This is a genomic window from Streptomyces sp. NPDC088197, from assembly GCF_044741185.1.
Taxonomy (GTDB): Bacteria; Actinomycetota; Actinomycetes; order Streptomycetales; family Streptomycetaceae; genus Actinacidiphila.
Genome location: NZ_JBIUSD010000007.1, coordinates 395,627 through 414,016, shown reverse-complemented (window position 1 = coordinate 414,016; position 18,390 = coordinate 395,627). Strand labels below are relative to the sequence as shown.

18 protein-coding genes are annotated in these 18,390 nt (G+C 72.0%); 7 read left to right on the top strand and 11 right to left on the bottom strand.

The annotated features are described in order from the left end of the window. Positions 1-53: 53 nt before the first annotated feature. On the bottom strand, positions 54-434 hold the full coding sequence (locus ACIOC1_RS20160; RefSeq protein ID WP_355336906.1) for a hypothetical protein: 381 nt from the start codon (positions 432-434) through the stop codon (positions 54-56). 115 nt (positions 435-549) lie between these two features. Between ACIOC1_RS20160 and ACIOC1_RS20155 the strand changes: the two genes are divergently transcribed. After that, entirely contained in the window at positions 550-1,194 is a 645-nt protein-coding gene (locus ACIOC1_RS20155) for an ATP-binding protein (RefSeq protein ID WP_391050535.1), read from the top strand. Positions 1,195-1,383: 189 nt separating this feature from the next. Here ACIOC1_RS20155 and ACIOC1_RS20150 read toward each other — a convergent pair whose 3' ends face one another. Next, positions 1,384-2,211, bottom strand: coding sequence for a SigE family RNA polymerase sigma factor (locus tag ACIOC1_RS20150; protein WP_391163304.1), 828 nt, complete (start codon positions 2,209-2,211; stop codon positions 1,384-1,386). Between the two features lie 284 nt (positions 2,212-2,495). Here ACIOC1_RS20150 and ACIOC1_RS20145 point away from each other — a divergent pair, with 284 nt between their 5' ends. The 4 genes from ACIOC1_RS20145 (at position 2,496) to ACIOC1_RS20130 (ending at position 6,168) form a co-directional block, all read left to right on the top strand. Next, entirely contained in the window at positions 2,496-3,173 is a 678-nt protein-coding gene (locus ACIOC1_RS20145) for a response regulator (protein ID WP_188279231.1), read from the top strand. Next, on the top strand, positions 3,170-4,918 hold the full coding sequence (locus ACIOC1_RS20140; protein WP_401855726.1) for an ATP-binding protein: 1,749 nt from the start codon (positions 3,170-3,172) through the stop codon (positions 4,916-4,918). The genes ACIOC1_RS20145 and ACIOC1_RS20140 overlap by 4 nt, the downstream gene beginning before the upstream one ends. Before the next feature lie 116 nt (positions 4,919-5,034). Then, a complete protein-coding gene (locus tag ACIOC1_RS20135; protein ID WP_391050533.1) occupies positions 5,035-5,634 on the top strand; it encodes a hypothetical protein in 600 nt (199 codons plus the stop codon). A 45-nt stretch (positions 5,635-5,679) separates the two neighbouring features. Continuing rightward, complete coding sequence (locus tag ACIOC1_RS20130) at positions 5,680-6,168, top strand: VanZ family protein (RefSeq protein WP_401309446.1); 489 nt, start codon at positions 5,680-5,682, stop codon at positions 6,166-6,168. 125 nt (positions 6,169-6,293) lie between these two features. On the opposite strand, the gene ACIOC1_RS20125 is transcribed toward ACIOC1_RS20130, so the two are convergent. Together ACIOC1_RS20125 and ACIOC1_RS20120 are read right to left on the bottom strand one after the other, a co-directional pair. Next, the gene (locus ACIOC1_RS20125) at positions 6,294-6,650 is read right to left on the bottom strand and encodes an ATP-binding protein (RefSeq protein WP_355336901.1); all 357 of its coding nucleotides are present in this window, start codon (positions 6,648-6,650) and stop codon (positions 6,294-6,296) included. Between the two features lie 92 nt (positions 6,651-6,742). After that, positions 6,743-7,912: an adenosine deaminase gene (locus ACIOC1_RS20120; protein ID WP_355336900.1), complete on the bottom strand. Its 1,170-nt coding sequence runs from the start codon at positions 7,910-7,912 to the stop codon at positions 6,743-6,745. Between the two features lie 100 nt (positions 7,913-8,012). On the opposite strand from ACIOC1_RS20120, the gene ACIOC1_RS20115 reads away from it, so the two are divergent. Further along, complete coding sequence (locus ACIOC1_RS20115; RefSeq protein WP_401855721.1) at positions 8,013-8,798, top strand: alpha/beta hydrolase; 786 nt, start codon at positions 8,013-8,015, stop codon at positions 8,796-8,798. A 290-nt stretch (positions 8,799-9,088) separates the two neighbouring features. On the opposite strand, the gene ACIOC1_RS20110 is transcribed toward ACIOC1_RS20115, so the two are convergent. Continuing rightward, positions 9,089-10,024, bottom strand: a complete 936-nt coding sequence (locus tag ACIOC1_RS20110; RefSeq protein ID WP_355336898.1) for a LysR family transcriptional regulator — start codon at positions 10,022-10,024, stop codon at positions 9,089-9,091. Between the two features lie 98 nt (positions 10,025-10,122). Between ACIOC1_RS20110 and ACIOC1_RS20105 the strand changes: the two genes are divergently transcribed. Next, entirely contained in the window at positions 10,123-11,394 is a 1,272-nt protein-coding gene (locus ACIOC1_RS20105) for an MFS transporter (RefSeq protein ID WP_401855718.1), read from the top strand. Here the strand turns inward: ACIOC1_RS20105 and ACIOC1_RS20100 are convergent. The 6 genes from ACIOC1_RS20100 to ACIOC1_RS20075 all read right to left on the bottom strand — a co-directional run bounded on the left by ACIOC1_RS20100 (position 11,366) and on the right by ACIOC1_RS20075 (position 18,261). Further along, positions 11,366-11,803, bottom strand: coding sequence for a DUF4232 domain-containing protein (locus ACIOC1_RS20100; protein WP_355336896.1), 438 nt, complete (start codon positions 11,801-11,803; stop codon positions 11,366-11,368). The genes ACIOC1_RS20105 and ACIOC1_RS20100 overlap by 29 nt on opposite strands. Before the next feature lie 533 nt (positions 11,804-12,336). Continuing rightward, positions 12,337-13,614 carry a thymidine phosphorylase gene (locus tag ACIOC1_RS20095; protein ID WP_401855715.1) on the bottom strand — a complete coding sequence of 426 codons (1,278 nt, stop codon included), beginning with the start codon at positions 13,612-13,614 and terminating at the stop codon, positions 12,337-12,339. Positions 13,615-13,647: 33 nt separating this feature from the next. Then, the gene (locus tag ACIOC1_RS20090) at positions 13,648-14,073 is read right to left on the bottom strand and encodes a cytidine deaminase (RefSeq protein WP_355336894.1); all 426 of its coding nucleotides are present in this window, start codon (positions 14,071-14,073) and stop codon (positions 13,648-13,650) included. After that, on the bottom strand, positions 14,070-15,359 hold the full coding sequence (locus ACIOC1_RS20085; protein WP_401309434.1) for an ABC transporter permease: 1,290 nt from the start codon (positions 15,357-15,359) through the stop codon (positions 14,070-14,072). The genes ACIOC1_RS20090 and ACIOC1_RS20085 overlap by 4 nt, the downstream gene beginning before the upstream one ends. Then, a complete protein-coding gene (locus ACIOC1_RS20080) occupies positions 15,356-16,564 on the bottom strand; it encodes an ABC transporter permease (RefSeq protein WP_401855710.1) in 1,209 nt (402 codons plus the stop codon). Before ACIOC1_RS20080 ends, ACIOC1_RS20085 begins: the two co-directional genes overlap by 4 nt. Beyond that, positions 16,561-18,261 carry an ABC transporter ATP-binding protein gene (locus ACIOC1_RS20075; RefSeq protein ID WP_401855802.1) on the bottom strand — a complete coding sequence of 567 codons (1,701 nt, stop codon included), beginning with the start codon at positions 18,259-18,261 and terminating at the stop codon, positions 16,561-16,563. The genes ACIOC1_RS20080 and ACIOC1_RS20075 overlap by 4 nt, the downstream gene beginning before the upstream one ends. Positions 18,262-18,390: the final 129 nt, after the last annotated feature.

The window sequence follows — 18,390 nt, the reverse complement described above, 5'->3', positions numbered from 1 at the left end:
AGTTCCCCGCGCCCCTGAAAAAACCGGCCTGCCGTCCCCGGCAAAGGAACCGCTCAGTGCGGGAGGAGTCCCGTGACAGGTCCCACCAGGGGAAGCGTGCCGAGGGAGCCCCCGTTGGTGATCGGAGCGGTCACGGCGGAGGTGGAGACGGGGTGGAAATCGGCGACCTGGGAGCCGACGGCGTTGTCGAGCGGGTCGACACCGGTGTTGCTCAACGGATCGATCGTGAGGTCGCGGACGGGGGCGACGCCCGCGCCGAGGGCGCCGGTGACGTACTGGGTGGGGAGCGCGGAGGTGACGTCGGACGTCGGGAGGGCGTCGGTGGCGCTCTGGGCCGCCGCGAGGGGATCGGCGGCGGCGACACCGGCCGGTACGACGACGGCTGCCGCGGCGGCGGTGAGGGTCAGGGCGAGGGCGGTACGGAGCGAGGGCATGGACCGGTTCCTGTCGACGGGAGTCTTCCTGGCGCAGCGTAACGCAATGACCGCGCAGGGTAGTTGTCCTACGGCGGGTCGTCCCCCGGCCGGGGATACGGGACAATTGTTCTCCGTGAGTTCATCCCCGGTGTCGCTTCGCTCCCGTGTGATCCTGCTGACCGGCCCCTCGGGGTCCGGCAAATCGTCCCTCGCCACCCGTGCCGGACTGCCGGTGCTGGCCCTCGACGACTTCTACAAGGCGTGCGACGACCCGACGCTGCCCGCCCTGCCCAGCGGCGCGGGCACCGACTGGGACGCCCCGGGTTCGTGGAACGCGGACGCGGCGCTCGCGGCCGTGGCCGCGCTCTGCGCGGACGGCGCCGCCGACACCCCGGTCTACGACATCGCGACGAGTTCGGTCACCGGCCGTACCCGCCTCGACCTCGGCGGAGCGCCCGTCTTCGTCGCCGAAGGCATCTTCGCCGCCGAGATCGCCGGGCGCTGCCGGGAGCTGGGGCTGCTCGCGGACGCGCTGTGCCTGCGCGGACGCCCGACGACGACGGCGCGCCGGCGTTTCGTACGGGATCTGCGCGAGGCGCGGAAGTCGGTGCCGTTCCTGGTCCGCAGGGGCTGGAACCTCATGCGCGCGGAACGCGCGATCGTGGCCCGTCAGACCGCTCTCGGCTGCCACCCCTGCGGCCGTGACGAGGCGCTGGAACGTATCGCCGCGGCCGTCACCCCCGCGCCCCCGCTGCCCCGCGTCCCGGCCGAGGCGTAACGCCGTAGAGCTATAAAGCCGCAAAGCTGTAGAGCTGTACGGCAGTGGACGTACGACAGGGCCGGACGGCATTCCCCTGGCCGTCCGGCCCTGCTCCCCCGTACCCCCCCTGCTCCCCCGTGTCCCCCCGACCGGCCCCCGTACCGGCGTGTGGAAATCCTTGGCCTTGAGCTGGGCCTCGGACGGCCCTCAGGCGACCAGTTCGCCGAAGGCGTCCTCCTCGTCGCGGCCGAAGCTCAGGGCCTCGTCGTCGCGCATGCGGCGCAGGGAGCGCCAGATGCTGCTCTTGACGGTGCCGACGCTGATCCCGAGGATGTCGGCGATCTCGGGGTCGGTGCGGCCCTCGTAGTAGCGGAGCACGAGCATGGTGCGCTGCTGCTCGGGCAGCCGGGCGAGCGCCTGCCACAGGACGGCGCGCAGTTCGGTGCCGCCCATCTCGTCGGTGTCGCCGACCGTCTCGGGCAGCTCCTCCGTCGGGTACTCGCTGAGCTTGCGCCGCCGCCAGGCGCTGATGTGCAGATTGGTCATGGTGCGCCGCAGGTAGCCGCCGACGGCCGCCTTGTCGCTGATCCGGTCCCAGGCCCGGTAGGTGGAGAACAGGGCGCTCTGGAGCAGGTCCTCGGCCGCGAAGCGGTCCCCGGTGAGGTGGTACGCGGTCGCGTAGAGCGACGCGCGGCGCTCCTGGACGTAGGCGGTGAAGGCCGCTTCGGCCTCGGCCCGCGCCGGGGTGCGGGCGGCGGCGCCGTCGAAGGTGCCGGACGGCTGGTCGGCGGTGGTCGCGGACGGTACGGGCTTCGCCTGGTGCTCGGCGCCGCTGTCGACCGCCGCCATGAACGGCGGGCGGTGCCGGGCGCTCGTCGGGTACGAGGTGCCGCGTACGGCGCCGCGTACGTACCCCCGTCCGTTCGCGGCGCCGGACTTCTCCGTGGTGCGGACGGCGCAGGTCCCCGTGGAGTGCGCCGAGTGCGTGTGCGTCGCATGAACCGCGGTGTCGGTGGTGATGTGCAGTGTGTTCATGTCCCGCCCCCGTCGTTGGAACCTGATGCGTGGTCTTCGGCGTCGCATCCGGTACGGCGTGCGCTCTTCCGATGTGACAACAGACTGCCGGGCCAGTTTCATGACGCTGTCCGCCGAGTGTCACAGGCCCGTCACAGAGGCCGCGCGCCGCGTGACCGACCGGTCGGCCCGGGTGCGGCACCGCCGGTCAGCAGGTCACGAGCAGGTCACGCGGACAGGGTCATGTCAGGGCGGAAGGTCCCCGCACTTCATGCGGACGCCGTCGTTAGGCAACAATGACCGGCGTGCCTTTCCTGTTGCTTATCGAGGATGACGACGCCATCCGTACGGGCCTCGAACTCGGCCTGTCCCGTCAGGGTCACCGCGTGGTGGCCGCTGCGACGGGCGAGGACGGCCTGAAGCTGCTCAAGGAGCAGCGCCCCGACCTGATCGTGCTGGACGTGATGCTGCCGGGGATCGACGGGTTCGAGGTGTGCCGGCGCATCCGCCGTACCGACCAGCTCCCGATCATCCTGCTCACCGCGCGCAGCGACGACATCGACGTGGTGGTGGGGCTGGAGTCCGGGGCCGACGACTACGTGATCAAGCCGGTGCAGCCGCGGGTGCTCGACGCCCGCATCCGGGCGGTGCTGCGGCGCGGCGAGCGGGACAGCACCGACTCCGCGGCCTTCGGCGCGATCGTCATCGACCGCAGTGCCATGACGGTGACGAAGGACGGCGAGGACCTTCAGCTCACACCGACCGAGCTGCGCCTGCTGCTCGAACTGAGCCGCAGGCCGGGACAGGCGCTGTCCCGGCAGCAGTTGCTGCGTCTGGTGTGGGAGCACGACTACCTCGGTGACTCGCGTCTCGTCGACGCGTGTGTGCAGCGGCTGCGCGCCAAGATCGAGGACGTGCCGTCGTCACCGACCCTGATCCGTACGGTCAGAGGCGTGGGCTACCGCCTGGACACGCCCCAGTGACATCGCGGTTCGGCGACGGGCACGGCGGGCACGGCGGGCAGGATCGGCACGACCGGCAGGATCGGCACGACGACCCCTCTGAGAGCGGCCCGACCGACAACGGCCCTTCGGACGACGGCGGTTCCGACGGCACCGCCACCGTCACCGCCACCGGCACCGGTACCGGCTCCGCCACCGGCCAGGAACGCGACCGGGGCTGGAACTGGTCGCCCGGCATGGTGCGTTGGACGAGTCTGCGGCTGCGCCTGGTCGCGGTCTTCGCGGCCGTCGCGCTCACGGCCGCCGTCTCCGTCTCCGGCATCGCGTACTGGCTCAACCGCGACGCGGTGCTGACCCGCGCGCAGAACAGCGCGCTGAACGACTTCCGTGACTCCTTGCAGCGCAACGCCGCCTCGCTGCCGGTCTCGCCGACCTGCGAGTCGCTGAACACCGCGGCGGGCCGGATCGGCGGACCCGACACGTACCAGGTGGTGCTGATCGACACGACGCGGGACAACGCGCCGTGCGCCGCGCCCTCCAACCGGGACGTGTTCACGCTGGACGACGTGCCCGCGCAGTTGCAGCGGGCGGTCAACACCCCGGACGCCAAGGACCACAACCGCTACCACCTGCGGTGGATGCGGATCTCGTTGCAGGGCCGCCCGTATCTGGTGGCGGGCGCGCGGATCAACGACGACGGCGCGACCGGCTACATGCTCAAGTCGCTGGACGCGGAGCGCAAGGACCTCAACTCCCTCGCCTGGTCGCTGGGGATCGCGACCCTGCTCGCTCTGGTGGGCGCCGCGCTGCTCGCCCAGGCTGCGGGCTCGACCGTCCTGCGTCCGGTGCGGCGGCTCGGTGAGGCGGCGCAGCGGCTCGGCGAAGGCCACCTGGACACCCGGCTGAAGGTGTCGGGCACCGACGAACTCGCCGAGATGTCACGGACGTTCAACAGCGCGGCCGAGGCGTTGGAGAGCCGCGTCGAGGAGTTGAGCGCGCGGGAGGCGGCCAGCCGCCGCTTCGTGGCCGACATGTCGCACGAGTTGCGCACCCCGCTGACGGCCATCACGGCGGTCACCGATGTGCTGGAGGACGAGGCGGAGGCGCTGGACCCGATGATCGCCCCGGCGGTACGGCTGGTGGTCAGCGAGACGCGGCGGCTGAACGAGTTGGTGGAGACGTTGATGGAGGTCACCCGCTTCGACGCGGGCACCGCGAAGCTGCGGGTCGACGAGGTCGACGTCGCGGACATGGTGATGGCCTGCATGGACGCCAGGGCGTGGGTCGACTCGGTCGAACTGGACGCGCCGCGCGGCCTGCTGGCCACCCTGGACCCGCGACGGCTGGATGTGATCATGGCGAATCTGATCGGGAACGCGCTCAAGCACGGCGGTTCCCCGGTCCGGGTCAGCCTACGCAGGGAGGGGGGCGCGGACGGCGACGTCGTCATCGCGGTCTCCGACCACGGCCCCGGCATCCCCGAGGACGTACTCCCGCATGTCTTCGACCGCTTCTACAAGGCCGACGCCTCGCGCGCCCGCTCCGAGGGCAGCGGTCTCGGCCTGTCGATCGCGATGGAGAACGCGCACATCCACGGCGGCGACATCACGGCGGCCAACTCCCCGGACGGCGGCGCGGTCTTCACGCTGCGGCTGCCGGTCAGGCCGCGCACCGACGAGGACGAGGACGACGCGGACGGCGACGGGGGCGCGAACGGCTCGGGCACCACGGGCACGTCGCAGGGGCCCGGCGGTGACGCGCGATGAGACACCGCCCGACGAAATACCGCCCGACGAGACACCGCCCGACGAGATACGGCCCGACGAGATACGGCCTGATGAACCACCGCTCGATGAGACGCCGCCCGATGAGCCTCGGCCGGATGAGACATGCGCCACGCAAGGTGCTGGCCGTCGTCCTGCTCGCCGCGCTGCCGCTGATCGGCGGCTGCGGCATCCGGTCGACCACGGTCCCGGTGGACGCGGGGCCCGCGCCGTCGCGGGTGTCGTGCGCGGTGCCGCGCGACGGCAAGGCGCCGGAGACGGACACCGTCGTACGCCAGGTGTATCTGGTGTGCAGCATGCAGACCACGCCGGTCAAGCGGAACGTGACGCTGCGGCCTGGCAGGATCGACCGGCTGACGCAGGTCAGGGAGCTGGTCGCGCAGTTGCAGCGCAGCCCGCTGTCGGCCGAGGCGCAGGCCGGTTTCTCCACCGAGGTGCCGGGCAGCCTGGAGATCCTGGGGCCGTTCAAGGGCGATCCCGAGAACGCGCTGCGGCTGAACCAGCCGGTGGACGAGCTGCCGTCGTTCGCGCTCGCGCAGATCGTCTGCACGCTCGTCGACGACCCGTCGGTCACCGGCGACGGCGGTGTGGTGCTCGGCGGCGACGACCCCGACAGCAAGCCGCGCCGCTACGCCTGCACGCCCGACCTGCGGACCCGCCCGGACGCCGCGGACAGCGCGGGAACCGCGGTGGGGTGAAGCCGCGTCTTGGAGGGCGTGCGGCACGAAGGCTCCAGTTTCAGGGTGCGCGCGGCCGGGCTGCTGCTCACCGCCGCGTACCTCGCTTTCGTCGCCTGGCTGCTGCTGCGTCCGCATTACGTGACGTGGGTGCCCGCGCCGAATCTGCGGCCGTTCGGCACGATCCGCGCCGACCTGGCGATGAGCGCGGGCGAGGCGGCCCGGCGGATCGCCGAGGGCCTGGGTCTGCTCGCGCCGCTGGGCGTGCTGCTGCCGATGGCGGGCGGCCGGGTCCGCACCTCGGGCTTCGCGTCCTTCGCGCGGACGGTCTTCGCCTCGCTGATGGTGTCGCTGACCCTGGAATTCCTTCAGACGATGGTGCCGGGCCAGCTCTTCGACGTGGACGCGCTGCTGCTCAACACGGCGGGCGTGGCGCTGGCGCACCTCCTGGTGGTGCCGCCCGCGCGGCGCGCGCTGCGCAGGCGCGAGGCACGCAAGCGGGCCGCGCCCCCTGCCGAGGATCGCTCGGCGGGGGCGCGGCCCGTGGGGGTCTGACCGGTCGGCCGACGTACCGAGGCGGTACGCGCGGAGGCGGTACGTACTCCGGCCGGTGCCTGCCTGCTTGCTCCGTGCCGACGTGCCTACGTGCGTACGTGGAGACGCGCCGACGTGTCCGCGGCCTACTTGCCGGTGAGACCGCCGACCGGGAGGCCGCCGAGGAGGCCGTTCGCCGGGCTGACCTGGTTGCCGGAGGGCAGCAGCTTGCCCGGGTTGCCGGGGAGCGCGGAGGTGCCGTTGGTCAGCGCCTGCTGCGCGCCGTTGGCGCTGTCGGCGGCGCCGGGCAGGAGCTTGGCGGCGGTGCCGACCGGAGTCCCGTCGAGCACGGTGGGCGAACCGGCGTGGCCGAGCAGCGAACCGGCCTGGTCGGTGATCGGCAGGGCCGGGAGGGAGGCCGCGGAGGCGGTGCCCGCCGCGGCGGCGGCGAAGGCGAGGCCGAGCACGGTGGTGGCGAGGGTCTTCTGGGTACGGGTCTGCATGACTTCGGAACGTAGTCAGATGTTGACCGGCCGTGCAAACGGCGTGGCGCGGCCGTCACCCCTCGGGCCGGCCGCGCCGTGAAGGTGTTCCGTCAGCCCTCGTCGGGCACGGAATCGCTGGCCAGGGTCGGTGCGGCGGCCGACTGCCGGAACAGCCACTCGGCCTTCAGCTCCGCGTACCCCGGCTTGATCACCTCATTGATCATGGCCAGACGTTCATCGAAAGGGATGAACGCTGATTTCATCGCATTGACGGTAAACCACTGCATGTCATCGAGGGTGTAGTCGAACGCCTCCACGAGGTGCTCGAACTCCTGACTCATGCTGGTGCCGGACATCAGCCGGTTGTCGGTGTTCACGGTGACCCGGAAGTGCAGCCGCCGCAGCAGACCGATCGGGTGCTCGGCGTACGAGCTGGCCGCGCCGGTCTGGAGGTTGGAGGTGGGGCACATCTCCAGCGGCACGCGCTTGTCGCGCACGTACGACGCCAGGCGGCCGAGCTTGACCTGGTCGCCGCGCCCGTCGGAGGAGATGTCGTCGATGATCCGCACGCCGTGCCCGAGCCGGTCGGCGCCGCACCACTGGAGCGCCTGCCAGATGGACGGCAGGCCGAACGCCTCGCCCGCGTGGATCGTGAAGTGGTTGTTCTCGCGCTTCAGGTACTCGAAGGCGTCCAGGTGCCGGGTGGGCGGGTAACCGGCCTCGGCGCCCGCGATGTCGAAGCCGACGACGCCCAGGTCCCGGTAGCGGTTGGCCAGTTCGGCGATCTCCTGGGAGCGGGCGGCATGCCGCATCGCGGTCAGCAGCGCGCCGACGCGAATCCGGTGGCCGTCCTCGCGCGCCCGGCGCTCGCCTTCCCTGAAGCCCTCGTTGACCGCCTCGACGACCTCTTCGAGGGTCAGGCCGCGCTCCAGGTGCTGCTCGGGCGCGTACCGGATCTCGGCGTAGACCACGCCGTCGGCCGCCAGGTCCTGCGCGCACTCGGCGGCGACCCGTACCAGCGCGTCCCGCGTCTGCATCACGGCGCAGGTGTGCGCGAACGTCTCCAGATACCGCTCCAGCGAACCGGAGTCGGCGGCCTCGCGGAACCACGCGCCGAGCTTGTCCGGATCGGTCTCGGGCAGCGCGTCGTAACCGGTCGCGCGCGCGATGTCCACGATCGTGCCGGGGCGCAGGCCGCCGTCGAGGTGGTCGTGGAGCAGCGCCTTGGGGGCGCGGCGGATCTGTTCCGGGGTGGGAGTGCTCGGTTTGGGGTTCTGCATGCTCAAACGATAGCCCCTACGCGCGTAGATATCGCGCTGCGCACAACAATTTTCCGCCCGGCCATACAGTGCACACCCCTGCGTCTGCCATCGTTGCGCCATGGCTTCCCAAGCATTACCGGCGCGTGGCGCACGACTGGGCCGCCCGGTGCCGTCCGGGCTGGTGCCCGCGCCGAGGCAGCGCGAACACGATACCGGCGCCGCGGTGCGCGCCGTCGTGCTCGCCCTGCCCGGCGGTGACGCGCTGAGCACCCGGCGCCGCTCCCCGGTGGCGGCGGCCGTCATGTGGCCGCTGGCCCGCCATCTCGTCCGCGAGGGGGCCGCCGACGGGGTGGCCGCGCACGTCGTGCACTACCGCTTCCGCGGCTGGAACGGCGGGCACGCGCATCCGGCGGAGGACGCCGAGTGGGCGGTCGGCGAGGCCGTACGGCGCTACGGTGACGTGCCCGTCTGCCTCGTCGGCATGGACATGGGCGCGCGGGCCGCCCTCCACGCCGCCGGTCACCCCGCCGTGACCTCCGTCGTCGCGCTCTCTCCGTGGCTGCCGCGCGGTGCCGAGCCCGAGCCGGTCAAGCAGCTCATCGGGCGGCGCGTGCTGCTCGTCCACGGCACCGAGGACGAGTCCACCGCGCCCGACATCTCCTACGGCTTCGCCGAACGCCTCAAGAAGGTCAACCGCGACACCTGCCGCTTCGAGGTGCACTCCGACGGTCACGGCCTCCACCAGCACCGCAGCGAGGTCTTCGCCCTCACCTCCGATTTCGTCCTCGGCTCCCTTCTCGACCGGCCCCACGCCCGGCCCATCGCCGACGCGCTCGCGGCTCCGCCGCCCCTCGGCCTCCGCATGCCCCTGGCCTCCGGCTTCGGCAAGTCCCTCCGCGTCTGACCCGCCCCCCGGGGAGGTCGCCCCCCCACCGGGCCGCACCACCTTTCGCCCGGACGCCAGCCACGTGCTTTTAGGGGCGCGGGGAACTGCGCGGCCAGCCCACCACCGGCCGGTGGTCGCGAAACACACAGCGTCTGCCCCACTGGGGCGGTTGTTTACCCGCGCCGCCGTCGTGGCTGAGCGCGCGGTTCCCCGCGCCCCTAAAAACATGGGCTGGCGTCCCACGCCAAGGAACCGTACAGGGGCCGCGCCCCAAAGACGTCGGGCTTCGCCCTCCGCAGGAGACCGGCTCAGGCCGGCAGAAGGGTGCCCGTCTGGGCGAGCAGGAAAGCACGGAAAGCGGCGACCGGGGGCGGGGCCGGGGCACCGTCGAGCCAGGCGAGACCGATCTCGCGGACGGCACGTCGCCCGGTGAGGTCGAGTTCGACGACGCCGGGCCGGGGCACGGCCGGCGGGGGAAGGACGGCGACGCCGAGCCCGGCGGCGACCAGCCCCCGAAGCGTCTCGGCCTCCTCGCCCTCGAAGGCGACCCTCGGCGTGAACCCGGCCTCGGCGCACAAGGCGTCGGTGATGCGCCGCAGCCCGTAGCCCGGTTCGAGCGTGACGAACGCCTCGGCGGCGGCCTCGGCGAGCCGCACGCGCTTGCGGCCGGCCAGCCGGTGCCCGGCGGGGACGACGAGCCGCAGCCGCTGCTCGTCGAGTTTGCGGACGACGAGACCCGCCTCGTCCGGCGGCGGGGACGTCAGGCAGAGGTCGAGTTCGCCCAGCCGCAGGCGTTCCAGCATGGCCTCGCCGTACGTCTGCACGAGCTGGAAGCGGACGCGCGGATACTCGGCGCGGAAGGCGCGCAGGAGGGAGGGGACGGTCTCGGGCCCGAGCGTGTGGAGGAACCCGAAGGCGACCCGCCCGCTGTCGGGATCGGCGTCGAGGCGTACGGACTCGGCGGACCGTTCCACCTCGGCGAGCGCCCGCTCGGCGGCGGCGCGGAAGGTGACCCCGGCGCGGGTGAGGCGGACGGCGCGGCCGTGGCGGGCGAAGAGGGCGACACCGAGATCGGCTTCGAGGCGGGCCAGCGCGCGGCTGAGCGTCGACTGCGGCATGCCCAACTCCTGGGCCGCGCGCGTCACATGCTCGTGTCGCGCCACGGCCGCGAACTGCGCGAGGCGCGGTGCCAGCAGCGCGCCCCAGGACTCCGGGTCCGGCCCCGTACCGGCTGTGTCGGCCACCGTATATGCCCCCTCCACCTGCGCTCATGCACCAGTGCATCAATCATGCACGATCTGTGCATTGGACGCATAAATGTGGACGCCCCTACGGTCGTGACATGTCACCCGCCGATACCGGGGCGGTCGCCGCGACCCGCGCGAACGCCCGAGCCCGAACGCAGGCCGCCACCACGGCCGATGACCGGCTCCGCCCCGGCTCCCCCGGCTACCGCCGCGCCAACCTCGCGCTGTTCGCCGCGGGACTGGCCACCTTCGCCCTGCTCTACTCCACGCAGGCGCTGCTGCCCGCCCTGTCCTCCGGCCTGTCGCTGAGCCCCGCGCGGGCCAGCCTCACCGTCTCGGCGACGACGGCCGCGCTGGCCGTCGCGCTCCTGCCGGTCAGCGCCCTCAGCGAGAAGTACGGCCGTACGCCGGTGATGACGGCCTCCGTCTTCGCCGCCTCGCTGCTCGCCCTCGCCGTGCCCTTCGCGCCCAACCCGGCCGTCCTCGTCGCGCTGCGCGCCGTGCAGGGCGTGGCGCTCGCCGGGCTGCCCGCGACCGCGATGGCGTATCTCGCCGAGGAGGTCCACCCGGCCGCCGTCCCCTCCGCGATCGGCCTGTACGTGGCGGGCAACTCCATCGGCGGCATGAGCTCGCGCGTCGTCGGCGGGGTCCTCTCCGAGGCGTTCGGCTGGCGCGCCGCGCTCTTCGCCGTCGGCCTGTCGGCGCTGGCCTGCGCGGTCGCCTTCCGGCTGCTCGTGCCGCCCGCCCGGCACTTCACGCCGGGACCCGTGCGTCCGGCCGCGCTGTGGCGCACGGTCACCGGGCACCTCGGCGACCCGCTGCTGCGCGGCCTCTACGCGATCGGCCTGCTCTTCATGGCGGTCTTCGGCGCCGTCTACACCGTCCTCGGCTACCGGCTGACCGCCGCGCCCTTCGGCCTCTCCCAGACCGCCGTCGGCGCGATCTTCCTCGTCTACCTCGTCGGTACGGCCGCCTCCGCCGCGTCCGGCGCGCTCCTCGCCCGTACGGGCCTGCGCGGCGCCTTCACCGTCGCCGCCGTACTGTGCGCCGCCGGGCTGCTGCTCACCCTGTCCGGGTCCCTGGCGCTGATCCTGCTCGGGCTCGTCCTGGTCACGGCCGGTTTCTTCACCGGCCACTCGGCCGCCTCCGGCGCGGTCAGCCGGACGGCCCTCACGGGCCGCGCGCAGGCGTCCGCGCTCTACCTGACCGCGTACTACATCGGCAACAGCCTCGGCGGCACGCTCGGCGCCGGCGCGTTCCACGCCGGGGGGTGGGGCGCGACGGTGTCGCTCGCGCTGGCGACCGTCGGCGCCGTCGGGCTCGTCGCGGGCCTCGCGCTCAGGCGGCCGGGCGCCGCCACGCCGTGACGTCCAGCTTTCCGGTGGTGCCCAAGTCGACCATCATCGTGACGCGTTGGGGAGGGGCGTCCTTGACCGGCGTGATCTCCAGGTATTCGCCCGTGCTCGCCGCCACCGTGCTGTCCGTCACCGTGTTGCGCCACACCAGCACTGTCAACGCCCGCTGTCCCGGCCGCAGTTCGATACGTGTCGGGGCCGGGTCGTCGATGCCGGTCGTGATCGACAAGCCCTGATGGACCGTCACCTTCAGGCGCTCGCGCGCCTTGTCCAGAACATACGTCCGCGGGTAACCCTCCACGGTGCGCGGCGACTTCCCGCAGTTCGTCACGTAGACGGCCATCGCCCGCAGGCCCATCGCGGCGTCCGGTTCCTCACCGGTGACGGCCAGGCCGCCCTCCGGACACGGCGGTTCCGTCACCACCGGCGCCGGCGCGGGGGGTGCCGCGTCCGTCGGCAGCCCCACGGCCGCCTCGGACCCCCCGTCCGTCCCGCACCCGCCCACCGCCAACACCGTTGCGGCCGCCGCCGCCACCGCCCACGTCCTCATCCCCACCATCCGCCGATCCTGACACATCCCCGGGGAGCCCATCCGGGGCGGTGAGCCGATCCTCTACGGGGCGCGGCCCCGACGCCCCTTCCACCCAGGGCGGTGGGCCGATCCTTTAATGCGCTGGGGGCACCTCCCAGCGGTAGCTGGGGGAGGAACTGCGCGGCCAGCCCCCACCGGGCCGGTGGTCCGGGGACAACCGAATTGCCCCGCTGGGGCGGGTGGTGACGTGCACGCACGTCGTGGCTTGTCGCGCAGTTCCCCGCGCCCCTAAAGGCCAGGCCCTGCGCAAAGGCACCGCGCCCCCCGCGCCCCTAAAAAACAGGCCCTGCGCAAAGGCACCGCGCCCCCGGCGCCTCTAAAGGCCAGGCCCTGCGCAAAGGCAGCGGGCCCGGCGCCGGGGCCTAGACGATGCGGTCGAGGATGATCGGGCGGGGGGAGAAGGAGGCACCCTCCGGGGCAACGGAGAAGGAGCCGTCGAGGGCTTCCTCCGCGTACGGGAACTTTTCCGGCGTGTCGGTGTGGAGGGTCAGGAGGGGCTGGCCCGCTACGACGGAGTCGCCCGGTTTGGCGTGGAGTTGGACCCCGGCCCCCGCCTGGACGGAGTCCTCCTTGCGGGCGCGGCCGGCGCCGAGCCGCCAGGCGGCGACGCCGACGGCGTAGGCGTCGAGGGAGGTGAGGACGCCGGAGGCGGGCGCGGGGACGACGAGGGTTTCGCGGGCCACCGGGAGCGGAGCGGAAGGGTCACCGCCCTGGGCGCGGATCATGCGGCGCCAGACGTCCATGGCGGAGCCGTCGGCGAGCGCCTTGGCGGGGTCGGCGTCGGGAAGCCCGGCGGCGGCCAGCATCTCGCGGGCGAGCGCCAGGGTCAGCTCGACGACATCGGCGGGGCCGCCACCGGCCAGCACCTCGACGGATTCGCGGACTTCGAGCGCGTTGCCCGCGGTGAGCCCGAGGGGTACGGACATGTCGGTGAGCAGGGCGACCGTGCGGACGCCGTGGTCGGTGCCGAGCCCGACCATGGTGGACGCCAACTCCCGTGCGTCCTCAAGGGACTTCATGAAGGCGCCGGAGCCGACCTTGACGTCGAGCACGAGCGACCCGGTGCCCTCGGCGATCTTCTTGGACATGATCGAGGAGGCGATCAGCGGGATGGCCTCGACCGTCCCGGTCACGTCGCGCAGCGCGTACAGCTTCTTGTCGGCGGGCGCGAGCCCGTCCCCGGCGGCGCAGATGACGGCGCCGACGTCGTCCAGGACGGCCAGCATCTCCTCGTTGGAGATCGAGGCGCGCCAGCCCGGGATGGATTCGAGCTTGTCGAGGGTGCCCCCGGTGTGGCCGAGGCCGCGCCCGGAGAGCTGCGGGACGGCGGCGCCGCACGCGGCGACCAGCGGGGCCAGCGGCAGCGTGATCTTGTCGCCGACGCCGCCGGTGGAGTGCTTGTCCGCGGTGGGGCGGGTGAGCGCCGAGAAGTCCATCCGCTCACCGGAGTTGATCATCGCGGCGGTCCAGCGGGCGATCTCGGCGCGGTCCATGCCGTTGAGCAGGATGGCCATGGCGAGCGCCGACATCTGCTCGTCGGCGACGGCACCGCGCGTGTAGGCGTCGATGACCCAGTCGATCTGGTCGTCGCTCAGCCTCTGGCGGTCCCGCTTGGTACGGATGACGGAAATGACGTCCACGAATAGTCCTAGCGGTCTGGCGGTTCAACCGCGTCAGCGGTTCAGGTCTTCCGGGCCGAACGCGTCCGGCAGGATCTCACTCATCGGCCGGATGCCGCCCGCGGTGTCGACCAGCAGGCCGGGCCCGCCGTTCTCCCACAGCAGTTGGCGGCACCGCCCGCACGGCATCAACAGGTTGCCGCGCAGGTCGGAGCAGGTGAAGGCGGTCAGTCTGCCGCCGCCCGAGGCGTGCAGCGCCGAGACCAGCCCGCACTCGGCGCACAGCGCGACCCCGTACGCGGCGTTCTCGACGTTGCAGCCGACGACCGTACGGACCGTGCCGTCGTCGGCGACGGCCAGCGCCGCGGCGCCGACCGGGAAACCGGAGTAGGGCGCGTACGCCTTCTCCATGATCTCCCGGGCGGCGGACCGCAGGCGGTCCCAGTCGACGGCGGCCGGGTCGGTGACGGGAGGCGTCATCCGCCCTCCCCCTTCCGGTACGGGACCCCGTCCGCCTTCGGCATGCGCAGCCGCTGTGCGGACAGGCCCATGACGAGCAGCGTGGCGACGTACGGCGTGGCCTGGACGACCTCGTCGGGGACGGAGTCGGTCAGCGCGTACCAGACGGCCAGCAGGACGGCGAAGCCCAGGGCGACGGCGGCGGGCACGTAGGACTTGCGGAAGAACTTCCAGGCGGCCATGGCCAGCAGCAGCAGCGCGAGCAGGAGCAGCAGGGCGTGCACGGAGGAGCTGCCGTTGCGGAGCTGGAGGCTGTCGGCGTATCCGAACAGGCCCGCGCCCATGGCGAGTCCGCCGGGGCGCCAGTTGCCGAAGATCATGGCGGCGAGACCGATGTAGCCGCGTCCGCCGGTCTGGCCCGCGAGGTAGAAGTGCGTGCCGATGGCGAGGAAGACGCCGCCGAGTCCGGCGAGGCCGCCGGAGACGATGACGGCCATGTACTTGTAGAAGTACACGTTGACGCCGAGGGATTCGGCGGCGACCGGGTTCTCGCCGCAGGACCGCAGCCGCAGGCCGAAGGCGGTGCGCCACAGCACGAAGAAGGTGGCGACGAAGAGCACCAGCGTGAGGATGGTCAGCGACGAGATGTGCGTGACCAGGCCGCCGAGGATGCCCGCCACGTCGGAGATCAGGAACCAGTGGTGGTTCTCGACGGTGGCCAGCCAGTGCGAGAGTCCGGGCACGGTGAAGGACTTGATGGAGTCCATCGGCGGGGACTGCTTGGGGCTGCCGCCCTTGGAGGCCGCCTCGCCGACGGTGAACCAGCGCTTGGCGAGGTACGCGGTGACGCCGGTGGCGAGGATGTTCATGGCGACACCGGCGATGATGTGGTCGACGCCGAAGGTGACGGTGACGATCGCGTGCACGAGGCCGCCCGCCGCGCCGCCGAGCACACCGGCCAGGACAGCGAGCCACGGGTCGGTCTGCCAGCCCACCGCCGCGCCGAAGAAGGCGCCGAGGATCATCATGCCCTCGAGGCCGATGTTGACCACACCGGCCCGCTCGGACCACAGGCCGGCGAGTCCTGCCAGGCCGATCGGTACGGCGCCGGCGAGCGCTCCGGCGATCTGGCCGTCGGAGGTGATGTCGTTCGCGCCGGTGATGATCCGGACCAGGGAGACGACGATCAGCGCGGCGGCGATCATCAGCAGGATCACCGGGAAGGTGATCTTGAGCCGGGGCGCCTTGCCGCCGTTGGTCACGCGCGGCGCGGCCGGCGGCGGGGTCTGGGTAGCGGTGGCAGTCACGCCGTCACCTCCTGCTTGTCGTCGGGGCCGGAGTCGGGGCCATTGCCGGTGCCATTGCCGGTGCCGTTGCCGGTGCCGTTACCTGAACCGTTGCCGGTGCCGGGGCCTGTTCCGTTGCCCGGACCGGACGCCGCGGCGAGTTCCGCGCCCACCTGGCGCTGCTGGCGGGTGATGCCGTAGCGGCGGACCAGTTCGTAGGCGATGACGACGGCCAGGACGATGACGCCCTGGATGACGCCGACGATCTCCTTGTCGTACCCCTCGAACTCCAGGCCGTTGGAGGCCCGCTCCAGGAAGGCCCAGAGCAGGGCGCCGATGCCGATGCCGATCGGGTTGTTGCGGCCGAGCAGGGCGACCGCGATACCGGTGAAGCCAATACCGGTCGGGAAGTCCGTGCCGTACTCGTACGACTGGTTGAGCAGGGTCGGCATGCCGACGAGTCCGGCCATCGCGCCGGAGATCAGCATGCTGGTGACGACCATCTTCTTGACGCTGACGCCGCTGGCCTCGGCGGCGGACTCCGAGCGGCCGACCGCGCGCAGGTCGAAGCCGAAGCGGGTGCGCGAGAGCACGAACCAGTAGATGACACCGGCCAGCACCGCGAAGACGATGAAGCCGAAGACCGGGTCGGTGGAGGTGGTGAAGTTGAACAGGTGGCTGGAGGACGGCAGCGGCTTGGTGGAGATCATGTTCGCCGCTTTGTCGGTGACGCCGAGCCGTCCGTCGCGCAGGAAGTAGCCGATCACGATGCCCGCGAGGGAGTTCAGCATGATCGTGGAGATGACCTCGCTGACCCCCCGGGTCACCTTGAGGACACCCGCGATGGCCGCCCACAGCGCGCCGACGACCATGGCGGTGAGGATGATGACCGGGATCTGGATGATGCCGGGGATCGACATCGCGCCGCCCGCGGCGGCGGCGAAGAAGGCCGCGAGCCGGTACTGGCCGTCCACACCGATGTTGAACAGGTTCATCCGGAAGCCGACCGCCACCGCGAGACCCGCGAGGTAGTACGTGGTCGCCTTGTTGAGGATGTAGACCTGGCTATCGGTCTTGCTGCCGTAGTTCACCATCACGTCGAACGCGTGGAACGGCTCCTTGCCGGTGGCCAGCAGCACCAGGGCGGTGACCACCAGCGCGCCGACGACGGCGAGCACGGGGGCGGCGACGCCCAGGGCCAGCCGGTCCTTGTCGAACTTCTTCATCGGTCCTCTCCCCCGAGCTTCTTGGGCCGGTCCTCTGAGACGGCCGAGGTGTCGGTCCCGGCCCCGTGTTCGAGATGGCCGCTGGCGGCACCGGTCATCGCGGATCCCAGCTCTTCCGGGGTGATGGTGGCGGGGTCGGCGTCGGCGACGAGCCGTCCCCGGTACATGACGCGCAGAGTGTCGGACAGGCCGATCAGCTCGTCGAGGTCGGCGGAGATCAGCAGCACCGCCAGACCCTCGCGGCGGGCCTCACGGATCTGGTCCCAGATCTGCGCCTGCGCGCCGACGTCCACGCCCCGGGTGGGGTGCGCGGCGATCAGCAGCTTGGGCAGGTGGCTCATCTCGCGGCCGACGATCAGCTTCTGCTGGTTGCCGCCGGACAGCGAGGCCGCGGTGACCTCGATGCCGGGGGTACGGACGTCGTACTCCTTGACGATCCGCTCGGTGTCGCGGCGGGCGGCGCCGGAGTCGATCAGGAAGCCGCGGCTGTTGGGGCGCTCGGTGACATGGCCGAGGATGCGGTTCTCCCACAGCGGCGCTTCCAGCAGCAGGCCGTGCCGGTGCCGGTCCTCGGGGATGTAGCCGATGCCGTCCTCGCGCCGCTTGCGGGTCGGCACGTGGGCGATGTCGCGGCCGTCGAGCACGAGGCCGCCGGAGTCCAGCTCCCGCATGCCCATGATGGCCTCGACCAGTTCGGCCTGGCCGTTGCCCTCGACGCCCGCGATGCCGAGGATCTCGCCCTTGTGGATGGTGAAGGAGATGTCGTCGAGCACCTTGCGCTCGATGCCGTCGAGGTCGACGGTGCCCAGCCGCAGCCCGTCCACGGTGAGCATCGGCTCGGTGGTGACGGTCGACTCGCGGGTCTCGGGCGAGGGCAGTTCGCTGCCGACCATCAGCTCGGCGAGCTGCTTGGCCGTGGTGGTCCCCGGGTCCGCCTCGCCGACGGTGGTGCCGCGCCGGATGACGGTGATGACGTCGGCGACCGACAGCACCTCGCCGAGCTTGTGCGAGATGAAGATGACGGTCAGGCCCTCGGCCTTCAGTCCGCGCAGGTTCTCGAAGAGCGCGTCGACCTCCTGCGGCACCAGGACGGCGGTCGGCTCGTCCAGGATCAGCGTGCGGGCGCCGCGGTAGAGGACCTTGAGGATCTCCACCCGCTGCCGGTCGGCGACGCCCAGGTCCTCGACCAGGACGTCGGGGCGTACGCCGAGGCCGTAGGCGTCGGACAGCTCCTTGATCCGGGCGCGGGCCCTGCCGCCGATGCCGTGCAGGCCCTCGCTGCCGAGGACGGTGTTCTCCAGCACGGTGAGGTTGTCGGCGAGCATGAAGTGCTGGTGCACCATGCCGATCCCGCGGGCGATGGCGTCGCCGGGGTCGCCGAGCGTCACCACCTCGCCGTCGATGGCGATGGTGCCCTCGTCGGGCTTCTGCATGCCGTAGAGGATCTTCATCAGGGTGGACTTGCCGGCGCCGTTCTCGCCCACGAGGGCGTGCACGGTGCCGCTGCGCACAGTGATGTCGATGTCGTGGTTGGCGACGACGCCGGGGAACCGCTTGGTGATGCCGCGCAGCTCGACGGCGGGCGGCGCGGCGGACCGGCCGGGGGCCGGGGCGGCGGGTGGACTCGTGGACGCGTTGATGACGCACTCTCCTGGGGGGAAAGGCTCGGAGCGGCAGGGCGGGTGGGGTGAAGATATCGCGTGAACGTATCGTGGAAATGGCACTCTACGCGCGTAGTTGTGTTCATTCCACAGGCTGGGGACCACGGGATTCCGACAGGACGGTTCCTGGGATTTCCGGGTGTTCCCGCATGGTTCCGCACAGTG